This is a genomic window from Pseudomonas sp. 8209, from assembly GCF_028682105.1.
In the GTDB taxonomy this organism is placed as follows: Bacteria; Pseudomonadota; Gammaproteobacteria; order Pseudomonadales; family Pseudomonadaceae; genus Aquipseudomonas; species Aquipseudomonas palmensis.
In genome coordinates this window covers 142,967-160,736 of the sequence record NZ_JANIAH010000004.1, presented here as the reverse complement: position 1 = coordinate 160,736, position 17,770 = coordinate 142,967, and the positions used below count along the sequence as shown (strand labels likewise).

At 59.9% G+C, this 17,770-nt stretch carries 16 protein-coding genes and 2 pseudogenes; 11 read left to right on the top strand and 7 right to left on the bottom strand.

Annotation, left to right across the window (positions count from 1 at the left end; translation table 11 throughout):
* The first annotated feature begins 18 nt into the window (after window positions 1-18).
* Window positions 19-1,896 carry a DUF294 nucleotidyltransferase-like domain-containing protein gene (locus NP552_RS09930; RefSeq protein ID WP_104572751.1) on the top strand — a complete coding sequence of 626 codons (1,878 nt, stop codon included), beginning with the start codon at window positions 19-21 and terminating at the stop codon, window positions 1,894-1,896.
* Window positions 1,893-2,603 carry a 3'-5' exonuclease gene (locus tag NP552_RS09925; protein ID WP_043864532.1) on the top strand — a complete coding sequence of 237 codons (711 nt, stop codon included), beginning with the start codon at window positions 1,893-1,895 and terminating at the stop codon, window positions 2,601-2,603. Before NP552_RS09930 ends, NP552_RS09925 begins: the two co-directional genes overlap by 4 nt.
* A gap of 139 nt (window positions 2,604-2,742) precedes the next feature.
* On the opposite strand, the gene NP552_RS09920 is transcribed toward NP552_RS09925, so the two are convergent.
* Window positions 2,743-4,413, bottom strand: coding sequence for a BCCT family transporter (locus tag NP552_RS09920; protein ID WP_054915306.1), 1,671 nt, complete (start codon window positions 4,411-4,413; stop codon window positions 2,743-2,745).
* A gap of 203 nt (window positions 4,414-4,616) precedes the next feature.
* Between NP552_RS09920 and NP552_RS09915 the strand changes: the two genes are divergently transcribed.
* Window positions 4,617-4,964, top strand: coding sequence for a hypothetical protein (locus NP552_RS09915; protein ID WP_058541323.1), 348 nt, complete (start codon window positions 4,617-4,619; stop codon window positions 4,962-4,964).
* 6 nt (window positions 4,965-4,970) lie between these two features.
* Here the strand turns inward: NP552_RS09915 and NP552_RS09910 are convergent, their stop codons facing one another.
* Complete coding sequence (locus NP552_RS09910; RefSeq protein WP_104572752.1) at window positions 4,971-5,936, bottom strand: GlxA family transcriptional regulator; 966 nt, start codon at window positions 5,934-5,936, stop codon at window positions 4,971-4,973.
* 127 nt (window positions 5,937-6,063) lie between these two features.
* Between NP552_RS09910 and NP552_RS09905 the strand changes: the two genes are divergently transcribed.
* Entirely contained in the window at window positions 6,064-6,705 is a 642-nt protein-coding gene (locus tag NP552_RS09905; RefSeq protein WP_274096687.1) for an HD domain-containing protein, read from the top strand.
* Here NP552_RS09905 and NP552_RS09900 read toward each other — a convergent pair.
* Entirely contained in the window at window positions 6,653-7,600 is a 948-nt protein-coding gene (locus tag NP552_RS09900; RefSeq protein ID WP_274096686.1) for an NRAMP family divalent metal transporter, read from the bottom strand. The two genes, NP552_RS09905 and NP552_RS09900, sit on opposite strands and share 53 nt — an antisense overlap.
* A 58-nt stretch (window positions 7,601-7,658) precedes the next feature.
* On the opposite strand from NP552_RS09900, the gene NP552_RS09895 reads away from it, so the two are divergent.
* Genes NP552_RS09895 through neuC form a run of 4 tightly spaced genes read left to right on the top strand, consistent with a single transcriptional unit; the run spans window position 7,659 to window position 11,009 of the window.
* The gene (locus tag NP552_RS09895; RefSeq protein ID WP_258659438.1) at window positions 7,659-8,405 is read left to right on the top strand and encodes a formyltransferase family protein; all 747 of its coding nucleotides are present in this window, start codon (window positions 7,659-7,661) and stop codon (window positions 8,403-8,405) included.
* 21 nt (window positions 8,406-8,426) lie between these two features.
* Window positions 8,427-8,807, top strand: coding sequence for a hypothetical protein (locus NP552_RS09890; protein WP_274096685.1), 381 nt, complete (start codon window positions 8,427-8,429; stop codon window positions 8,805-8,807).
* A complete protein-coding gene (neuB, locus tag NP552_RS09885) occupies window positions 8,764-9,834 on the top strand; it encodes an N-acetylneuraminate synthase (RefSeq protein ID WP_274096684.1) in 1,071 nt (356 codons plus the stop codon). Before NP552_RS09890 ends, neuB begins: the two co-directional genes overlap by 44 nt.
* On the top strand, window positions 9,834-11,009 hold the full coding sequence (gene neuC, locus NP552_RS09880) for a UDP-N-acetylglucosamine 2-epimerase (RefSeq protein WP_274096683.1): 1,176 nt from the start codon (window positions 9,834-9,836) through the stop codon (window positions 11,007-11,009). Before neuB ends, neuC begins: the two co-directional genes overlap by 1 nt.
* 7 nt (window positions 11,010-11,016) lie before the next feature.
* Here the strand turns inward: neuC and NP552_RS09875 are convergent.
* Both NP552_RS09875 and NP552_RS09870 read right to left on the bottom strand, forming a co-directional pair.
* Window positions 11,017-11,154, bottom strand: a pseudogene (locus tag NP552_RS09875) (lysis protein); the annotation flags it as partial.
* A gap of 251 nt (window positions 11,155-11,405) precedes the next feature.
* Window positions 11,406-11,651: pseudogene (locus NP552_RS09870) on the bottom strand (site-specific integrase); the annotation flags it as partial.
* Window positions 11,652-11,754: 103 nt separating this feature from the next.
* On the opposite strand from NP552_RS09870, the gene dusA reads away from it, so the two are divergent.
* The 3 genes from dusA to NP552_RS09855 all read left to right on the top strand — a co-directional run bounded on the left by dusA (window position 11,755) and on the right by NP552_RS09855 (window position 15,873).
* Window positions 11,755-12,765: a tRNA dihydrouridine(20/20a) synthase DusA gene (gene dusA / locus NP552_RS09865; RefSeq protein WP_274096682.1), complete on the top strand. Its 1,011-nt coding sequence runs from the start codon at window positions 11,755-11,757 to the stop codon at window positions 12,763-12,765.
* A 120-nt stretch (window positions 12,766-12,885) separates the two neighbouring features.
* Window positions 12,886-13,812: a transaldolase gene (gene tal, locus NP552_RS09860; protein ID WP_043864539.1), complete on the top strand. Its 927-nt coding sequence runs from the start codon at window positions 12,886-12,888 to the stop codon at window positions 13,810-13,812.
* Between the two features lie 174 nt (window positions 13,813-13,986).
* Window positions 13,987-15,873, top strand: coding sequence for an alkaline phosphatase D family protein (locus NP552_RS09855; protein ID WP_274096681.1), 1,887 nt, complete (start codon window positions 13,987-13,989; stop codon window positions 15,871-15,873).
* Window positions 15,874-15,913: 40 nt separating this feature from the next.
* Here NP552_RS09855 and rssC read toward each other — a convergent pair whose 3' ends face one another.
* Window positions 15,914-16,396, bottom strand: a complete 483-nt coding sequence (rssC, locus tag NP552_RS09850; protein ID WP_043864541.1) for an anti-sigma factor antagonist RssC — start codon at window positions 16,394-16,396, stop codon at window positions 15,914-15,916.
* Window positions 16,393-17,577 carry a two-component system response regulator RssB gene (rssB, locus tag NP552_RS09845; RefSeq protein ID WP_043864542.1) on the bottom strand — a complete coding sequence of 395 codons (1,185 nt, stop codon included), beginning with the start codon at window positions 17,575-17,577 and terminating at the stop codon, window positions 16,393-16,395. Before rssB ends, rssC begins: the two co-directional genes overlap by 4 nt.
* Window positions 17,578-17,770: the final 193 nt, after the last annotated feature.

Genomic DNA, 17,770 nt, shown 5'->3' with positions numbered 1-17,770 from the left:
CACATTCAGCGAGGTTGCATGCAGATCGAGCTTCTGGAGGTTCGCGATCACCTCCACCGTTTCGCCCCTTTCGACGCCCTGCCCGAAGAAACCCTCAATGGCATTGCGCCACGAATCCAGGTGAGCTATTTCAAGGCCGGTAGCACCATCCTGGAAGCAGGCGCCAGCATCCAGGACCTGCACTACGTGCGCAGCGGTGCGGTGGAGATCTACCGGCGCAACGGCGAGCTCTACAACCGCCTGGGCGAAGGCGACATCTTCGGCCAGGCCGGGTTGCTGCGCAGCAACAAGGTGCGCTTTCCGGCCAAGGCGCTGGAAGACAGCCTGATCTACTTCATTCCAGCAGACCTGTTTGCCGAACTGTGCGAGCAGCACGACAGCTTTGCCGAGTTCGTGGAGGCCGAAGGACATTCGCGTCTCAAGTCCGCTGTCGAAGGCCAGGGCCGCGCCAGCGAGCTGATCCAGCTCAAGGCACGCACCCTGCTCTCGCGCAGCCTGGTGTGGGTGAGCCAGGACACTTCGATTCTGGACGCGGCGCGCCTGATGGCCGCCGAAAGCGTGTCGTGCGTGGCAGTGGTCGAACCGGTACCGGATGCCCCCGACAAACTGCTGGGGCTGGTCACCGACCGGGACCTGCGCACCCGCGTGCTGGCCGCCGACCTCAGCAGCAGCCTGCCCATCAGCACGGTGATGTCGAGCGATCCGGTGGTGATCCAGGCCAACGACTCGGTGTTCGAAGCCATGCTGTGCATGCTGCGGCGCAACATCCACCACCTGCCGGTGGTGCACAAGGGCCGCACGCTGGGGCTGATCAACCTGTCGGACATCATCCGCCACGAGTCCCAGAGCAGCCTGCACCTGGTCAACAGCATCTCCAACCAGAACAGCGTGGCCGGCCTGCGCTCGCTGCTGCGCGACCTGCGCGGCACCTATGTGCGCATGGTGCGCGATGGCGCCACCGCGCACATGATCGGCAGCGCGATTTCCGGCATCGGGCGCGCCTTCACCCAGCGCCTGCTGGAACTGGCCGAACGCGACCTGGGCCCGCCGCCCGTGCCGTACTGCTTCATGGCGCTGGGCTCGATGGCGCGGGACGAACAGTTGCTGGTCACCGACCAGGACAACGCCCTGGTGCTGGACGACAGCTTCGACCCGGTGCAGCACGACGCCTACTTCCTCAAACTCGCCACCTTCGTCAGCGACGGCCTGGCCGCGTGCGGCTACAGCTACTGCAAGGGCGGGATCATGGCCACCAACGACCAGTGGCGCCAGCCGCTGCGGGTATGGAAGGGCTACTTCACCCAGTGGATCGACAAACCCAACGCGGCCACCCTGCTCAACAGCAGCATCTTCTTCGACCTCGACGGGGTGTATGGCCAGCTGGAACTGGTGGAAACCCTCAAGATCCTGTGCGCGCAGAAGTCCAGCGCCAGCCCCGCCTTTCTTACCGCCATGGCGCGCAATGCACTGAACCGTACGCCGCCGCTGGGGTTCTTCCGCACCTTCGTGATGGAAACCGACGGCCGCCAGAAACAGATCATCAACCTCAAGGGCCGCGGCACCGCACCGCTCACCGACCTGATTCGCGTACATGCCCTGGCCTGCGCCAGTACCGCGCAGAACTCGGTCGAGCGCCTGGAAGCCATCAGCGCCACCAAGCTGATGCAGCCGGCGGCCATCGAGCACCTGCGTTATGCGCTGGAGTTCCTGTCGATGGTGCGCATTCGGCACCAGGTGGACGCCCTCGAAAACGGCCAGCAGCCGGACAACTACATCGAGCCCGAGCGCTTCTCCAGCAGCGAGCGACACAACCTCAAGGAAGCGTTCCAGGTGCTGAGCCATGCGCAGAAGTTCCTGCGCTTTCGCTACCCTGGCATCGTGCGGCACTCGCGATGAAGCCGCGTGGTATCGACCGTATCGACTGGGCAACGCGCTTTCAGGCATTGGCAGCCCAGGCGCGCAACCCGCTGCTGAAGAACTTCTATGCCGCCGGCGTGGTGCCGGCTGGCACTCCCCTGGAGCAGGTGCCGTTGCTGGCGCTGGATGTGGAAACCACCGGGCTGGATGCGCAGAAGGATGCCATTGTCAGCATTGGCCTGATGCCCTTCACCCTGCAGCGCATCCGCTGCGCCGAGGCGCGCTACTGGGTGGTGAAACCGCGCACCGAACTGAGCGACGAGTCGGTGACCTTCCACCACATCACCCACAGCGACATCCGCCATGCGCCCACCCTGCCCCATGTGCTCAACGCGTTGCTGGGAGCCATGGCCGGGCATGTGATGGTGGTGCATTACCGCAACCTGGAACGCGGGTTTCTCGACAATGCGGTGCGACGGCACCTGGGTGAGGGGTTGGAGTTTCCGGTGATCGACACCATGCAGCTGGAAGCACTGCTGCACCGTGGCAAACGCAGTTGGCGGGACCGCCTGCTGCGCCGGCCGCCAGCCTCGATACGCCTGGCCGACAGCCGCGCGCGCTATCACCTGCCGCCGTATCACGCGCACCATGCCCTGACCGATGCGTTGGCCACGGCCGAGCTGTTGCAGGCCCAGGTGGCACATCGGTTCGAAGCGGGAATGGAAATCGGGCGGCTGTGGGATTGAACGCCAGCAAACTGGCTTTGTGCAGAAGCCAGCCTTGCTGGCGATGCCCGGCTACGCCGGGCCAGGGGCGCCATGCACGCCATCGCCGGCAAGGCCGGCTGCTACGCCCCCACAATAAAGTTGCTGCGCCGGGCGGGCTTTAACCGCGCGGCTCCGACATCAGTCCCTTGACCAGCGACACACAGCCGAGCAGCAACACGATGGCGAACGGCAGGCCGGTCGACACCGCCATCGCCTGCAGCGCAATCAAGCCGCCACCGAGCAAAAGCGCAATCGCGATCACGCCCTGCATCACCGCCCAGAACACCCGCTGCGGCACCGGTGCATCCACCTTGCCACCGGCGGTGATGGTATCGATCACCAGCGAGCCGGAGTCGGACGAGGTGATGAAGAACACCGCCACCAGCACGATGCCGATGAACGAGGTGATCTCCTTGAGCGGCAGGCCGCTGAGCATCGCGAACAGCTTGAGCTCCAGCACCGCATCGGTCACGCCGGCAAAGTGCTGGTTCACGGTCTGATCGATGGCGGTGCCGCCGAAAGTGGTCATCCACAGTACCGACACCAGCGAGGGCACCAGCAACACGGCGATGAGAAACTCGCGCACCGTGCGGCCACGGCTGACACGGGCGATGAACATGCCCACGAACGGCGACCAGCTGATCCACCAGGCCCAGTAGAAGGCAGTCCAGCCCTGGGTGAACTCGGCATCCTCGCGCCCCACCGGGTTGGACAACGCCGGCAGGTACTCGATGTAGGCCGTGAGGTTTCTGAAGAAGCCGGTGAAGATCGCCAGGGTCGGCCCGACCACGATGATGAACACCAGCAGCAGCAACGCCAGGCCCATGTTCACCTGGGACAGCATCTTCACGCCCTTGTCCATGCCGGCCAGCACCGAGCCCAGTGCGATGATGCTGATGCCGATGATCAGCAGCACCTTGCTGACATTGGTCGAGGGGATCGCGAACAGGTATTCGAGCCCGGCTGCCGCCTGCTCGGCACCGATCCCGAGGGAAGTGGCCAGGCCGAACAGCGTGGCGAACACCGCCAGGATATCGATCACATGCCCCGGCCAGCCCCACACGCGCTCACCCAGCAACGGGTAGAACACCGAGCGGATCGACAGCGGCAAGCCCTTGTTGTAGGTGAACAGCGCCAGCGACAACGCAACGATCGCGTAGATCGCCCACGGGTGCAGGCCCCAGTGGTAGATGGTGGCCGCCATCGCCATGTCGGCCGCCACCTTGGCATCACCGCCTGCACCGCCCAGCGGCGCCCAGTCGGTACGCACGCCGTTGGCGTCGAGGGTGACCCCGCCCATGGCGGCCGAGAAGTGCGACATCGGTTCGGCCACGCCATAGAACATCAGGCCGATACCCATGCCGGCGGCGAACAGCATCGAGAACCAGCCCACATAGGAATGGTCCGGCACCGCTTCGCGCCCGCCCAGGCGCACCTTGCCCAACGGCGAGACGATCAGGCCCAGGCACAGCAGTACGAAGATGTTCGCGGTGCTCATGAAGAACCACGCCAGGTTGGCGGTCAACCAGCTGCGCATGGCGCTGAACACCGGCTCGACTTCGTTCTGCAAGGCCAGGGTGAGGATGACGAACAGGAAGATGGTGGCGGCAGAGATGAGGAACACCTTGCCGTGGATGTCCAGCGAGAAGGAAAACTCGCCCTTGAAATTGTCCTGGCCGACGACGTAGTCGGTATCGATCAGGTTTACTTCACCGCTGGGAGCTGGAATGCCGTCGACGGTCGGCGGCTGAGAATGCCCGGGTGTGTCGTTGGAGGGGGTTCTTCCCACGAAATAGCTCCTTGAATTGCTGGCACGCTTCGACGTGCAGTGATCTGATAGCCCCGCTGTTCCTATGGCAAAACGAGAAATGTGAAGGCCACAGGGTAGCAGGCCTGAGGTCGGACCGCCGCACCCGTCATCGGTTCAAGGCTTTTTGCCATTATTTGCATTCACCTTGCCGGCCCTTTATTGCACGACTCAAGCGAGCCCCCATGTCCCGATACGCCATCGCCGTCACCGCCGCCGACCACAAGCCAGGGATCGTCAAGCTGCTGCGCCAGTGGTCTGCCGACAGCATCGGCGAGCTGATGCGCAAGGTGGGCACGCAAACGCCGGTCGTGCTGTTCGATACCACGGACTTCGCCCTGGAGGTGCCCAGCGAGCAAGGCACGGTGACGCAGCAGCAAACGCTGCTGGCAATCATCGATGCGCTGGAGCAGGCCGGCGCCAGCCTGCGCATCACCCACCATGCAGGCACGCTGGTGGAGCCGCTGACGCGTGAGATGCTGGAGAACCTGTTCGAAAGCGAGCTGCTCTATCTGGGCCAGGAGCACGACTGAGCGTTGCTACGCCCCGCCGTGCCCGTAACGCTTGCGGTACTCGGCAGGTGTCACCCCCACGTGCTTGAAGAACGCGCGGCGCAGGGTGTCGGCGTTGGCGAAGCCGCATTTGGCGGCGACCTGCTTGGGCGCATCACCACCGGCCTCCAGCAGGGCGCGTGCAGCGGCCACCCGCGCCGACTCCACCCAGGCTGCGGGCGTGACGCCCACCTCGGCATGAAACAGCCGGGCAAAATGCCGGGGGCTGAGGCCGGCATGTTCGGCCAGTGCCTCGACTGTCAGCGCCAGCTGCGGGTTGGCGGCCACCCAGCGCTGCACTTGCTGCAACACCGAACGCCCGGCTGGCTGCGCCTCGCCCTTGCGGCTGAACTGCAACTGCCCGCCCGGGCGCTTGAAGAACATCACCAGTTGCGCCGCTACCCGCAGCGCGATTTCACGGCCCAGGTCTTCCTCCACCAGCATCAGCGCCAGGTCCAGCCCGGCAGTGACCCCGGCGGCTGTGCGCAGCTTGCCGTCGCGCACATACAGCGCATCCTCTTCCACGCTCAGGCTCGGGTAACGCTGTGCCAGGGCCTGTGCCGCGGCCCAGTGCGTGGTCACCCGCCGCCCATCCAGCAACCCGCTGGCCGCCAGCGCGAAGGCGCCGGTGCACACCGAGCCGAAGCGGCGCGACTGGCCCGCGCAATCGCGGATCCAGGCCAGCAGCGCGTTGTTCAGTTGCATCCGCGCCGCATCCGGCGCCCCGGCCACCAGCAAGGTGTCGAAGCGCTGCCCGGGCTCACCTGCCACCAGGTCGGGCAACAGCCGCGCACCGGACGAGCTGTGAATGGGCCCTGGCTCGCACGCCACCACCTGCAACGTGTAGACCTGCCGACCCGCCTCGACATTGGCCTGGGCGAACACATCCAGCGGGCCCGACACATCGAGCAGTTGAACACCGGGCAGCGCGAGTACGGCAATGGTTCTGGTCATGGCGAAGGGGCGAACCTCAAGGCGTCGTGATTTCACGTGAAATGGCAGTATATGGCGTATCACGCCATTTGAGGACAGCAGTGTCGAGGCTGACAATGGAGGCGAACCGCAACCCGGAGCCTGCCCCATGACACTCGACATCCACGGCATCAAGATCCCCGACAGCCAGCTCGCCCGCGAAATCACCGAGGTGGTACGCGATACGGCCTCGCCCCTGCTGTTCCACCATTCCAGCCGCGTGTTCTACTTCGCCGCCCTGGCGGGCCAGAAGCGCGGCCTGAAGTTCGACGCCGAGCTGCTGTACTGCGGCTGCATGTTCCACGACATGGGCCTGACCCATCAGCACAGCAGCGCCTGCGAGCGTTTCGAAGTGGATGGCGCCAATGCCGCACACGACTTCATGTGCGGCCACGGCATCGCCCAGCAGGACATCGATACGGTATGGACCGCCATCGCTCTGCACACCACCCCAGGCATACCCGAGCACATGCACCCGGTGGTGCCGCTGGTGACGGCAGGGGTCGAGATGGACGTGCTGGGGCTGACCCACGGCCAGTACAGCGCTGCCGAGCGCGAAGCCATCGTCAGCGCCCACCCGCGGGGCGAGCACTTCAAGGAAGACATCATCCAGGCCTTCTACGACGGCATCCGCCACAAGCCGCAGACCACCTTCGGCAACGTCAAGGCGGATGTGCTGGCCGACAAGGACCCCGCCTTCAAGCCCGGGAATTTCTGTGCGGTGATTCGCGGCTCGAAGTGGGCGAGCTAGGCACCTGCTCTACAGCGTCACCAGCATGCAGGCCACGGTGATGGCCATGACCCCGGTGGCAATCCACCCAAGCCAGCGCAACCGCGGCGTGATCACGTGCTCGCCCATCGTTTGCGGCCGCGATGCCAGCAGCATCATGACCACCATGATGGGCACGGCGATCACGCCGTTGAGCACTGCCGACCAGAACAGCTCCTTCACAGGTTCGGTGGGCGTGAAGCACAGGATCACCCCACCGCTTCGGCCACGGCACCGTATCGACCCGGATGCGCAGCAGGTGCCGGCGCACCTCGCGCCTTGCCGGCACCTGCTGGCCCGTGGTGGCGTCTTCCATTTCCTGCTCGGCCTGCCAGAAGAACAGGTAGGGGCTGATGGTGGTACCCAGTACCGCCACCACCATCAGCAGGGTGTCATGGTTGAATGCGATATCGGGGAACACGATACCCCGCGCTACCGCGCTCCAGTCCACGTGCACCATGAACGCCACCGCCACGTACGACAGCAGCGCCAGGGTCAGCCATTTGAGCCAGCTGACGTAGGCGCGGTACGGCATGAACACCTGCAGCACCAGGCACAGCAGGCCGAACGTGACGGCATAGATATGCGCCGACCCGCCCACCAGCAAGCGAAGGGCCTCGGCCATGGCTGCGATGTCCGCCAGGTTCAGCGTATTGGCCACCAGCAGCATGCTCACCACGGCCCACAGCATGGAGAAGCCAAACTGTGCGCCGGCTTGCGAATAGGTGGCGATACCGCTCGGATCGTCGTCGGCAGCGCCGGTGATCAACCCGGGCCCAAGCCATCGCAGGCTGCGGCGCAATTTAATTTTCCTGACAGGCTTCATGGCCGCGCCTCGATTCACCTGCGGGGGGTGGGTAAAGTAGGCATAGGCCATGTTATCCTCTACATGATTACTGTTAAAGCGCAAGCATATTTTTGCAAGGAAAACGGGAATGACCTCTTTAGATGACGCGACTCCTTCTTCACATAACGAAAATAAAGAAAAAGTAAAAGTTCTTTTTTTTGGAAGAAGCAAATGCGACGCCACTGACAAAGCTATAAACTTTTTAAATCGTCTAGATTTTGAGGTAACTACTGTTAAGTCAAATGGCAGAGGTGAATCCTTACCTGAAGATATAGATCGGTGGACAGGCGACTACATATTCTGCTTTAGAAGTTTGTTTGTACTTCCTAAAAGGATATTGGAGAGAGCCAAGATAGCGGCGATAAATTTTCACCCGGGCTCAGCAGAATATCCAGGCAGTGGATGCCTTAACTTCGCGCTGTACGAAAACGCGAAGGAGTATGGAGTTACAGCCCATCTTATGAGTGAGAAAGTAGATGATGGCAGCATAATTGAATGTCGCCGATTTCCAATTGTCGCGGGCGACACAGTTGACTCCCTTCTCGAACGTACTCATTTAAAATTGCTGGACTTGTTTCTTGACACGGTAGGGGGCATAGGGACGCTGGGCGATAGCTACATAAAAAGCTCATTGATTAAATCAGGGAATGAAAAATGGAGAGGGGAGGCTCGCCGCATGAAGGAGCTAGATAGACTCTCAACCATAGACATTGGAGTGTCAGCACTTGAACTTGAGCGAATTATCAGAGCGACCCATACTGATTTATTCCCACCAAGAATAATGCTTCACGGGTACGAGTTCGCCCTGCGCTCCCCCAAAAAGAAAACATCTTAACACATCGAAACGAGCCCTATCGTGACCACTACAATCTCCGAAATCCATTTTATCGGCATGCTAAACACACTTTTAATGAGAGGGTACGAGGCATACCAGAATTATCAAAAAAATGGCAAGACCTTCTTGTATGCAAAAACAATCAAAGCCAATAATGAAGCAACCCTAAACCTTATTCTTTCCCATTGCCACCTTATGCCTCCAGAGCAACAAAAAGACTTAATAAAGTTAGTTTCTCATCTGGATGTATGGATTTGCCAGTGGGATGACCTGTATACAAAAAACAACCCTAACCTGACAGATGCCTTCATCTTTGATACCGCCCTAAACTTCCCAAAAGAATCAATGGATCGTTTGGATGCGTACTTTGATTCAAGACTACAAAACAAAAACATCATTTAATCAAAACTGGCGGACATTAGTTATGAACCACACAATAGTGATAGCCGAGGCCGGCGTCAATCATAATGGCGATATGAATATCGCCAAGCGCTTAATTGAAGTTGCAGCCGACGCCGGCGCTGACTATGTAAAATTCCAAACATTCACTGCCAGTGAACTCGTTACAAGCGAAGCGAAACAAGCTGACTATCAAATTAAAAATACTGGCATCAAAGAAACGCAACAAGAGATGATTAGACGCTTAGAACTTAAACGTGAAGATCACAGCATGCTAATAGAGCACGCTGAGAAATGCGGAACCAAATTTCTTTCCACAGGCTTTGATATAGCCAGCTTAGATTTTCTCAACAGCCTGGGAACCCCATTGTTCAAAATACCATCAGGCGAGATAACCAACCTCCCATACCTCAAGGTAGTTGCAGGCTACAAAAAGCCAATAATTTTGTCGACCGGCATGTCGACGATTGGTGAAATTGAAAATGCGATAGAGGTATTAGAAAAAAACGGGACCAACCTATCGGACATCACGGTTCTGCACTGCACCACTGAATACCCTGCTCCTATTTCAGAAGTCAACTTGAACGTCATGCATACTATCCGCAGGGCCTTTGGAGTAAACGTTGGGTATTCCGATCACACCATGGGCATTGAGGTCCCTATTGCGGCCGTCGCTTTAGGTGCCAGCATCATTGAAAAGCATTTTACGCTAGACCGTACTATGCAAGGGCCAGATCATCCTGCCAGCTTGGAACCGGAAGAACTGAAGCAAATGATCGCGTCTATCCGAAATATAGAGAAAGCACTGGGCGATGGTGTGAAGAGAGTAACGCTTAGCGAACAGAAAAACATTTCTGTCGCTAGAAAATCTCTGGTCGCAGCGTGCGCGATCAAAGAAGGTGAATATTTCACAGAGCAAAACCTAACCGTCAAGAGGCCAGGTATCGGAATTAGCCCGATGCGCTTTGAAGAAGCCCTGTCGAGAAAGGCCAATAGAAATTTTCTACCAGATGAGATTATCGAATTCTAATGCCAATTTTTAAACGTAAAATCTGCGTAGTAACTGGCACTCGTGCGGAGTATGGGTTGCTGCGACACTTGATAAAAGCAATCGACAACTCGAGCGAGTTTGAACTTCAACTAATAGCAACTGGAACTCACCTATCCGAACTATTTGGTTATACCTATAAAGAAATTGAAGCCGATGGGATCACTATAGATTGCACAGTTGATATCGAGCTTGTTGGAGACACCTCACGCGATATTGCTCGATCCACGGCATTGGGTATCACTGGGTTCTCGGAAGCTTATGAGAAATTAAAACCTGATTTAGTGGTAGTTCTCGGAGACAGATTCGAAATACTGTCAGCCTCCATTTCAGCTATGCTTGCGAGAATCCCAATTGCTCACCTTCACGGCGGTGAGGTAACGGAAGGGGCGATGGACGAGGGCATTCGGCACTCTATTACCAAATTCTCCCAACTCCATTTTGTTGCCAATGAAGAATATAGAAATAGAGTAATTCAACTAGGCGAAGACCCAAAGCACACATTCAATGTAGGCGGTCTTGGTGTGGACGCGATACGTAGAATTAAACTATTAACAAGAAACCAGCTTGAGCATGATTTAGGCTTTACCTTCAAAAAAAGAAACCTCCTAATCACTTTCCACCCTGTTACGCTTGAGGATTCAACTTCTTCGCAGCAGATGAAAGAACTATTATCCGCCCTTTCAAAGCTAAGCGATACACAGCTTATATTTACCATGCCGAACGCCGACACTGATAGTCGAATTCTATTTACGATGATAGAAGACTTTGTTCGGTCAAATGCAAATTCCTGCGTATTTACTTCGCTCGGCCAAGTACGATATTTTTCTTGTGTTTCAGAAGTTGATGGCATTATCGGAAACTCGTCCAGCGGACTACTCGAAGTGCCATCTTTCAAGAAAGCCACAGTAAATATTGGTGACAGGCAGAAAGGCAGGCTTAAAGCATCGAGCATTATTGATTGCGAGCCAAGCGCCGCAGAGATCGGACTTGCCATCAATACCATTTACAGTCCCGACTTCCAGCGAACCCTCAAGCTTGCGGAAAATCCTTATGGTGATGGGGGCGCTGTCGACAAGATCATGGATACGCTTAAAAGCATGTCTTTCAAAGGTCTTATCAAGAAAAAATTCTATGACCTGCCCCCACAAAGCTGAAGACGAGTTACGGACCAATAGCTCGGCCGTGCGCCAGGCACGCCTTCAGCGCAATCAATCCTTGGTCGCCATAGTCGGTAACGGTGACAATGCGTTGAGCGTACGCCGGGTCAAGTCGGGCGCGCGCTCCTCCATGAACCACGCCGATGGCAGAAAACGCCCCGTCAGTGCGGGGCGTTATGCGTCTGGTGAGTGGCGGACTGCGCACTAGTCGGAAGTTGGCTTACTAAGACAAAGTCAGTAGCGTCATACACAATGCCCGCGGCCTGACCGGCAGCTATAGCCCCAGTAGCTTTTTGTCGACTTTGTCGTATTGCTCACTCAACGCTGCGACTAGGCTGGATGTTCCGATGGCTGGCGCTACGGTGCTGGCTACATGGAATGTTATCGGCCGAGCTTCTCCATTTCATTCAGGTAGCGGGTGATCATGTCCTTGACCATGACGCCCTTTCGGTTCGCCTGCCCAAGTGCGCCAGACTCATCCAGCTCCGCACCGCGCTTTCGCGCCTAGGCCTGAGCCGACTGTTTTCGGGCGAAGGTCTGACTCTCTTGGTAGACTTGCACTCCGTAGCGCTTGATGCGGATCTGAGCCGTGTAGCTCATCGTCCCATCCGCCAGTTTTCTTGCCCTGATAGTCGCCATATCGAAAGTGGTACGCGTCAGTTTTGAAGTGGTACACCGTACCACCGACATTCAAAAAACGCCCGAAAACACCCGAAAACATGCCGAACACACGTAGAGCAAAATGGTACAGAACACCCACTCCAGACCAGTAAATTCAAGCCCTGCGTTGTCCCGCCGGTTCAGCGTTGCACCCATGATGGACTGGACCGACCGCCACTGCCGCTTCTTCCTGCGCCTGCTGTCGCGCAATGCCTTGCTCTACACCGAAATGGTCACCACCGGCGCCCTGCTGCATGGCGACGCCGAGCGTTTTCTGCGCCATGACGAAGCCGAGTACCCGCTGGCCCTGCAACTGGGTGGCAGCGTGCCGGCGGACTTGGCCGCCTGCGCCGTACTCGCGCAAAACGCCGGCTACAACGAAGTGAACCTCAACGTCGGCTGCCCCAGCGACCGCGTGCAGAACAACATGATCGGCGCCTGCCTGATGGGCCATCCGGGGTTGGTGGGCGATTGTGTCAAGGCCATGCTCGACGCAGTGCAGATCCCGGTCACGGTCAAGCACCGCATCGGCATCAATGGCCGCGACAGCTACGCCGAGCTCTGCGACTTCGTCGGCCGGGTACGCGACGCAGGCTGCCGCAGCTTCACCGTACACGCGCGCATCGCCATCCTCGAGGGCCTCTCGCCCAAGGAGAACCGCGAGATCCCGCCACTGCGCTATGACGTTGCCGCGCAGCTCAAGGCCGACTTCCCGGACCTGGAGTTCATTCTCAATGGCGGCATCAAGACCCTCGCCGAATGCCAGCAGCACCTGCAGACCTTCGACGGCGTGATGCTCGGCCGCGAGGCGTACCACAACCCTTATGTACTGGCCGAAGTCGACCAGCAGCTTTTCGGCAGCGACGCCCCGGTGATCAGCCGCAGCGAAGCGCTGGCCAGGCTGCGCCCGTACATCGCCCAGCACCTGCAGAACGGCGGCGCCATGCACCATGTCACCCGGCATATCCTCGGCCTGGGCCAGGGCTTCCCCGGCGCTCGCAAGTTCCGCCAGCTGCTGTCGGTGGACATCCACAAGAGCACCGACCCCCTGGGCCTGCTCGACCAGGCGGGGCTGCTGCTGGAAGGACGCTAGGAACCTGCGCGCGGCTGGACACTCCAATCGTTACCCTCCCCCGATAGCCTGCCGCACAGCCCTTGAGCGGCCGGCAGCGCTCGGGTAATGTCGTCCAACCGCACAGGACAGAGCACGCTCATGACTTCCAAGCTGGAACAACTCAAGCAGTTCACCACGGTCGTCGCCGACACCGGCGATATCGATGCGATCAGCCGGCTCAAGCCGGTCGACGCCACCACCAACCCGTCCCTGTTGCTCAAGGCCGCCGCCATGCCCGGCTATGCCGAGCTGCTCGATGACGCGCTCAAGCACAGCAAGGGCGACCTGGGCCTTGCCTGCGATGCATTCGCGGTATCGGTGGGCAGCGGAATTCTCAAGGTGATCCCGGGCCGTATTTCCACGGAAGTGGACGCCCGACTGTCCTTCGACCAACCTGCCCTGCTGTCCAAGGCGCGCCAATTGATCGAGTTGTACGACAAGGCCGGCATCGGCCGCGACCGCGTGCTGATCAAGCTGGCCTCCACCTGGGAGGGCATCCGCGCCGCCGAGGTGCTGGAAAAGGAAGGCATCCAGACCAACCTGACCCTGCTGTTTTCCTTCGCCCAGGCGGCTGCCTGTGCCGATGCCGGGGTGTTCCTGATTTCGCCGTTCGTGGGCCGTATCTACGACTGGTACAAGAAATCGACCGGCAAGGAGTATGTCGGGGCCGAAGACCCGGGCGTGAAGTCGGTCACGCGTATTTACGATTACTACAAGGCCAACGGCTACGACACCGTGGTCATGGGCGCCAGCTTCCGCAACATCGGCCAGATCGAGCAGTTGGCCGGCTGCGACCGCCTGACCATCAGCCCTGAGTTGCTGCAGCAGCTCAGCGATGACCAGGGCACCCTGGCGCGCAAGCTCACCCCGGGCAAGGCTGGCGAGCCACGCCTGACACTCGACGAAAGCCAGTTCCGCTGGCTCTCCAACGAAGATGCCATGGCCACCGAGAAACTCGCCGAGGGCATCCGCCAGTTTGCGCGGGATCAGGAGAAACTCGAGGCGTTGTTGGCTGCAAAGGCCTGATACAAATACGGTTTGCCAGGCAAGGTGTGAAGGCGGAGCATTAGCGGTTTTGCACGCTGGATCTTGCAGACCTCTTCGCCGGCAACGCCGACTCCTACAGGGCTGCACGATACTGTAGGAGCCGGCATTGCCGGCGAAGCGCCGAAGGCGCCCCCATCCATCTTCGAGTAATCAATGCCCGAAAACACCCCGCTGCCCCTGGTACTGGCCGGCCCGTTGCTGCGCCGCCTGGAGCCTGCGCGCATGGTCTTCTGGCTGGTCGGCTCACAGCCGTTGCAGCCCGAACTGCACCTGCAACACTCCACCGAATACACCCTGAGCTGTCAGGTCATCCCCATCGGCCAGCACGCCTTCGTGCACCTGCTCGATATCCAGCTGCACACCCCACTGCCCACCGACGTGCAGATCGACTACGACGTGCTGATCGGCGGCCAGGGCATCGCCACCTGGGCCCCACACCTGCTGTATGAAGGCGCCCGCCTGCCCAACTTCGTGATACGCGAGCGCCTCGACCAGTTGTTGCATGGCTCGTGCCGCAAGCCGCACCACCCCGCCGCCGATGGCCTGTTGTGCGCCGACCGCCTGCTGGCCGCGCCCCACGCACCCGCCGAGCGCCCGGCGCTGCTGATGATGAGCGGTGACCAGGTGTACGCCGACGATGTGGCCGGCCCCATGCTGCGGGCCATCCACGGGCTGATCGAGCGGCTGGGCCTGTACCACGAGCACCTGGAAGGCGCCGTGGTGCAGAACAGCGCCGAGCTGTACCGCCACCCGGCCAGCTACTATCACCGTGCTGACCTGCTGCCAGCCCTGGAGAGCAACGAAACCCTGCGCGAGCGCTTTTTCGGCGGCACGCGCAAACCCATCTTCACCAGCAGCAACGCCGACAACCACCTGGTAACCCTGGCCGAGATCATGGCCATGTACCTGCTGGTCTGGTCGCCTGTGCCCTGGACCTTGGTCGACACCCCCATGCCATCAGACCTGACCACCCAGCGCCAGGCCCGCTACCAGCGCGAACAGCACTGCCTGAAGGGCTTCGTCGAAGGGCTGGATGGCGTGGCGCGGGTACTGGCGCACCTGCCCAGCCTGATGATCTTCGATGACCACGACATCACCGACGACTGGAACCTCTCGGCCCAATGGGAAGAAACCGCCTACGGGCACGCCTTCTCGCGGCGCATCATCGGCAACGCGCTGATCGGCTACATGCTCTGCCAGGGCTGGGGCAACAACCCGGACGTGTTTGGCGAGCTGCTGCAAAGCTGCCAGGCCCTGAGCCACAGCGCCGATGACGACGGCTATTTCGACCGCGCTGCGCAAGATGGCCTGATCAAACAGCTGCTGCGCTTTCAGGAATGGCACTTCGTGCTGCCCACCCAGCCTGCGCTGCTGGTACTCGATACCCGCACACGTCGCTGGCGCAGCGAGAGCAAGCTGCAAAAGCCCTCCGGGCTGCTGGACTGGGAAGCGCTGTGCGAACTACAGCAGGCCTTGCTGGACCACCCCTCGGCCATCATCGTCTCCCCCGCCCCGCTGTTTGGAGTGAAGCTGATCGAAACCATCCAGCGCGTGTTCAGTTGGTGCGGCTATCCGCTGCTGGTGGACGCCGAGAACTGGATGGCGCACCGGGGGGCGGCACAGGTGATCCTGAATATCTTCCGTCACTCGCGCACGCCAGGGCATTACGTGATCCTCTCGGGCGACGTGCACTATTCCTTCGTGTACGAGGTAATGATTCGTCACAAACGCGGCGCCCCGCACCTGTGGCAGATCACCAGCAGCGGCATCAAGAACGAATTCCCGCGCCGACTGCTCGATGTGTTCGACCGACTCAATCGCTGGCTCTATGCCCCACGATCACCGTTGAACTGGTTCACCAAGCGCCGCCTGATGCAGGTGGTGCCGCGTACACCCGCGCACAGCAAGGCCGGCGAGCGCCTGTGGAACAGCGCCGGGCTGGGCCAGGTGTTCTTCAACGCGCAGGGGCAGCCCGAGCGCATCTTCCAGCTCAACGCCAACGGCGCGCCGCCCACGGAGTTTCCCCGCGAGGCTGAATGAAAAGGTGAGTTCGGCGCCCGCTACAGGGCGCCAGGATCGATCAGGTCCGCTCCAGGGCGTTGACCAGGTCGTGGAAGGCTTCGCGGTTGGAGTCGTTCAGGCCCATGAGGATCTTGTGCGCTTCCAGCACCTTGGCGCGCACTACCTCTTCGTTCTGGTCCTGGGACGGCAGATCGGTCAGGCACTCAGGGCACGGGATTGGACGATCGACGATGTTGAACACCTGATCGAAGCCCATCGACTGCAAAAGCCGGGTGATATCGGCATGGGTAGTCACCACCGTGGGCAGCAGGCCGACCTTCTGCCGCGACAGGATCGACAACTTGGCCAGCAGGCCCAGAGTGGTGCTGTCGATACTGTTGGTTTCGGTAAGATCGATGACGATCGCCGAGAAATTCAGCGCCGTGAAGATCTTTTCAATCGTTGCATCCAGCGCCGAACACAGGGTCAGACGCACTTCACCGACGAACTTCAGAACAAAGGTGCCATTCTGCTCGGCAAACTGGATTCTTCCAGTACTCATTGAAGGTTCCTGCTCAACACCATTAGGGCGATATCATCCGGCATCTCCCCAAGCGTAGCCAATTCGAATCGTTGGCGCAGCCCATCCAGGCTGCCACCTGCTGCCTTGATGATTTCAGGCAAGGCAGCCTCCTTATCTTTGAGTGTGTCGCCAGGCAAAAGGTCCAGAATGCCATCAGACAGCAATGTGAGGCTGAACTGCGGCGGCAACTCCAGAACGTGATCCTGGTAGGTGGCCTCGTCGAACAGCCCCACCGGCAGGCCGCGCCCTTCGAGGTAGCGGGTGTCGTCCGGGGTGTACAGCACCGGCAACGGCAGATGGCCGCCGATGCTGTAGGTCATCAGGCCGGTGTGCTCGTCGATCACGCCGCCCACCATGGTCACGTGCTTGCCCAACCTGCAATTGATCAGGCCGCGGTTGATATGCCCGAGCACCTCGGACGGCTTGAACTCGGGCAAGGTGCCGGCGCGCTTGAATTCGAACAGCAGGCGCGTGGTCATGAACTTGAGCAGCACAGTCACGAACGCCGAGGAGGCACCATGGCCGGACACGTCGGCCAGGTAGAACGCCACGCGTCGCTCGTCGACACGAAAGTAATCGGTGAAATCGCCAGACAGGTACAGAGACGGAATGATCTGGTGTTCGAAACGCAGGTCTCCGGCCTTCCACGGGTTCTCCGGCAGCATGTTCATCTGCACCTGGCGCCCGGCAGTCTGGTCTTCCTGCAGCAGGTGCAGGCTGGCCTCCAGCTCACGGTTGGCGGTTTCGAGCTTGTCGCGGTAACGCTGGTTTTCCAGTACCAGATGCGCCCGATCCAACGCCCGGCGAACCGAGTGCTCCAGCACTGCCAGGTCTTCCAGGGGCTTGATCAGGTAGTCGGCAGCACCCAGGCGCAACGCTTCGACGGCATCGTTCATCACGCCCGCGCCCGACACCACGATCACCGGCAGGTCGGGGGCACGCTCGGTAACCTGGCGAATCAGCTCCAGGCCGCCCATTTGCGGCATGCGCAGATCGCAGATCACCAGATCAGGCTGTTCCTGCTCGAAGACCTGGAGACCCTGCTGGCCGTTGCTTGCCTGCAGGACGCTGAAGCCGCTGTCTTCCAGGTAGGCGGCGAGGCTCGCACGCACTACATCGTCATCATCGATTATCAGCAGCGTTGCACTGTTTTTCTGCATGTGGGCAAACGGCGCCAGAAATAGGTTGGGGTAGGCGGCCAGGCAAAACGAGGCCCGCTTACTGGATTCACTTCTAGCCACTCTTGCATTTCAGGTGTAGGACAAAAGGCCTGCCCGGCAAATGTCAGAGGTGCCCTGTAAGGCGCAGACGGTACTCCCATCCGCCGGGGGTTTCAAGCATGCACCGATGGTC

Coding starts and splice junctions, on each gene's coding strand:
- NP552_RS09930 (WP_104572751.1), top strand. CDS start 19: ATGCAGATCGAGCTTCTGGAGGTTCGCGATCACCTCCACCGTTTCGCC.
- NP552_RS09905 (WP_274096687.1), top strand. CDS start 6,064: ATGACACTCGACATCCACGGCATCAAGATCCCCGACAGCCAGCTCGCC.
- rssC (WP_043864541.1), bottom strand. CDS start 16,396: ATGAGTACTGGAAGAATCCAGTTTGCCGAGCAGAATGGCACCTTTGTT.
- NP552_RS09900 (WP_274096686.1), bottom strand. CDS start 7,600: ATGGCCTATGCCTACTTTACCCACCCCCCGCAGGTGAATCGAGGCGCG.
- NP552_RS09925 (WP_043864532.1), top strand. CDS start 1,893: ATGAAGCCGCGTGGTATCGACCGTATCGACTGGGCAACGCGCTTTCAG.
- NP552_RS09915 (WP_058541323.1), top strand. CDS start 4,617: ATGTCCCGATACGCCATCGCCGTCACCGCCGCCGACCACAAGCCAGGG.
- tal (WP_043864539.1), top strand. CDS start 12,886: ATGACTTCCAAGCTGGAACAACTCAAGCAGTTCACCACGGTCGTCGCC.
- rssB (WP_043864542.1), bottom strand. CDS start 17,577: ATGCAGAAAAACAGTGCAACGCTGCTGATAATCGATGATGACGATGTA.
- neuC (WP_274096683.1), top strand. CDS start 9,834: ATGCCAATTTTTAAACGTAAAATCTGCGTAGTAACTGGCACTCGTGCG.
- NP552_RS09855 (WP_274096681.1), top strand. CDS start 13,987: ATGCCCGAAAACACCCCGCTGCCCCTGGTACTGGCCGGCCCGTTGCTG.
- neuB (WP_274096684.1), top strand. CDS start 8,764: ATGCGTACTTTGATTCAAGACTACAAAACAAAAACATCATTTAATCAA.
- NP552_RS09895 (WP_258659438.1), top strand. CDS start 7,659: ATGACCTCTTTAGATGACGCGACTCCTTCTTCACATAACGAAAATAAA.
- dusA (WP_274096682.1), top strand. CDS start 11,755: ATGGTACAGAACACCCACTCCAGACCAGTAAATTCAAGCCCTGCGTTG.
- NP552_RS09910 (WP_104572752.1), bottom strand. CDS start 5,936: ATGACCAGAACCATTGCCGTACTCGCGCTGCCCGGTGTTCAACTGCTC.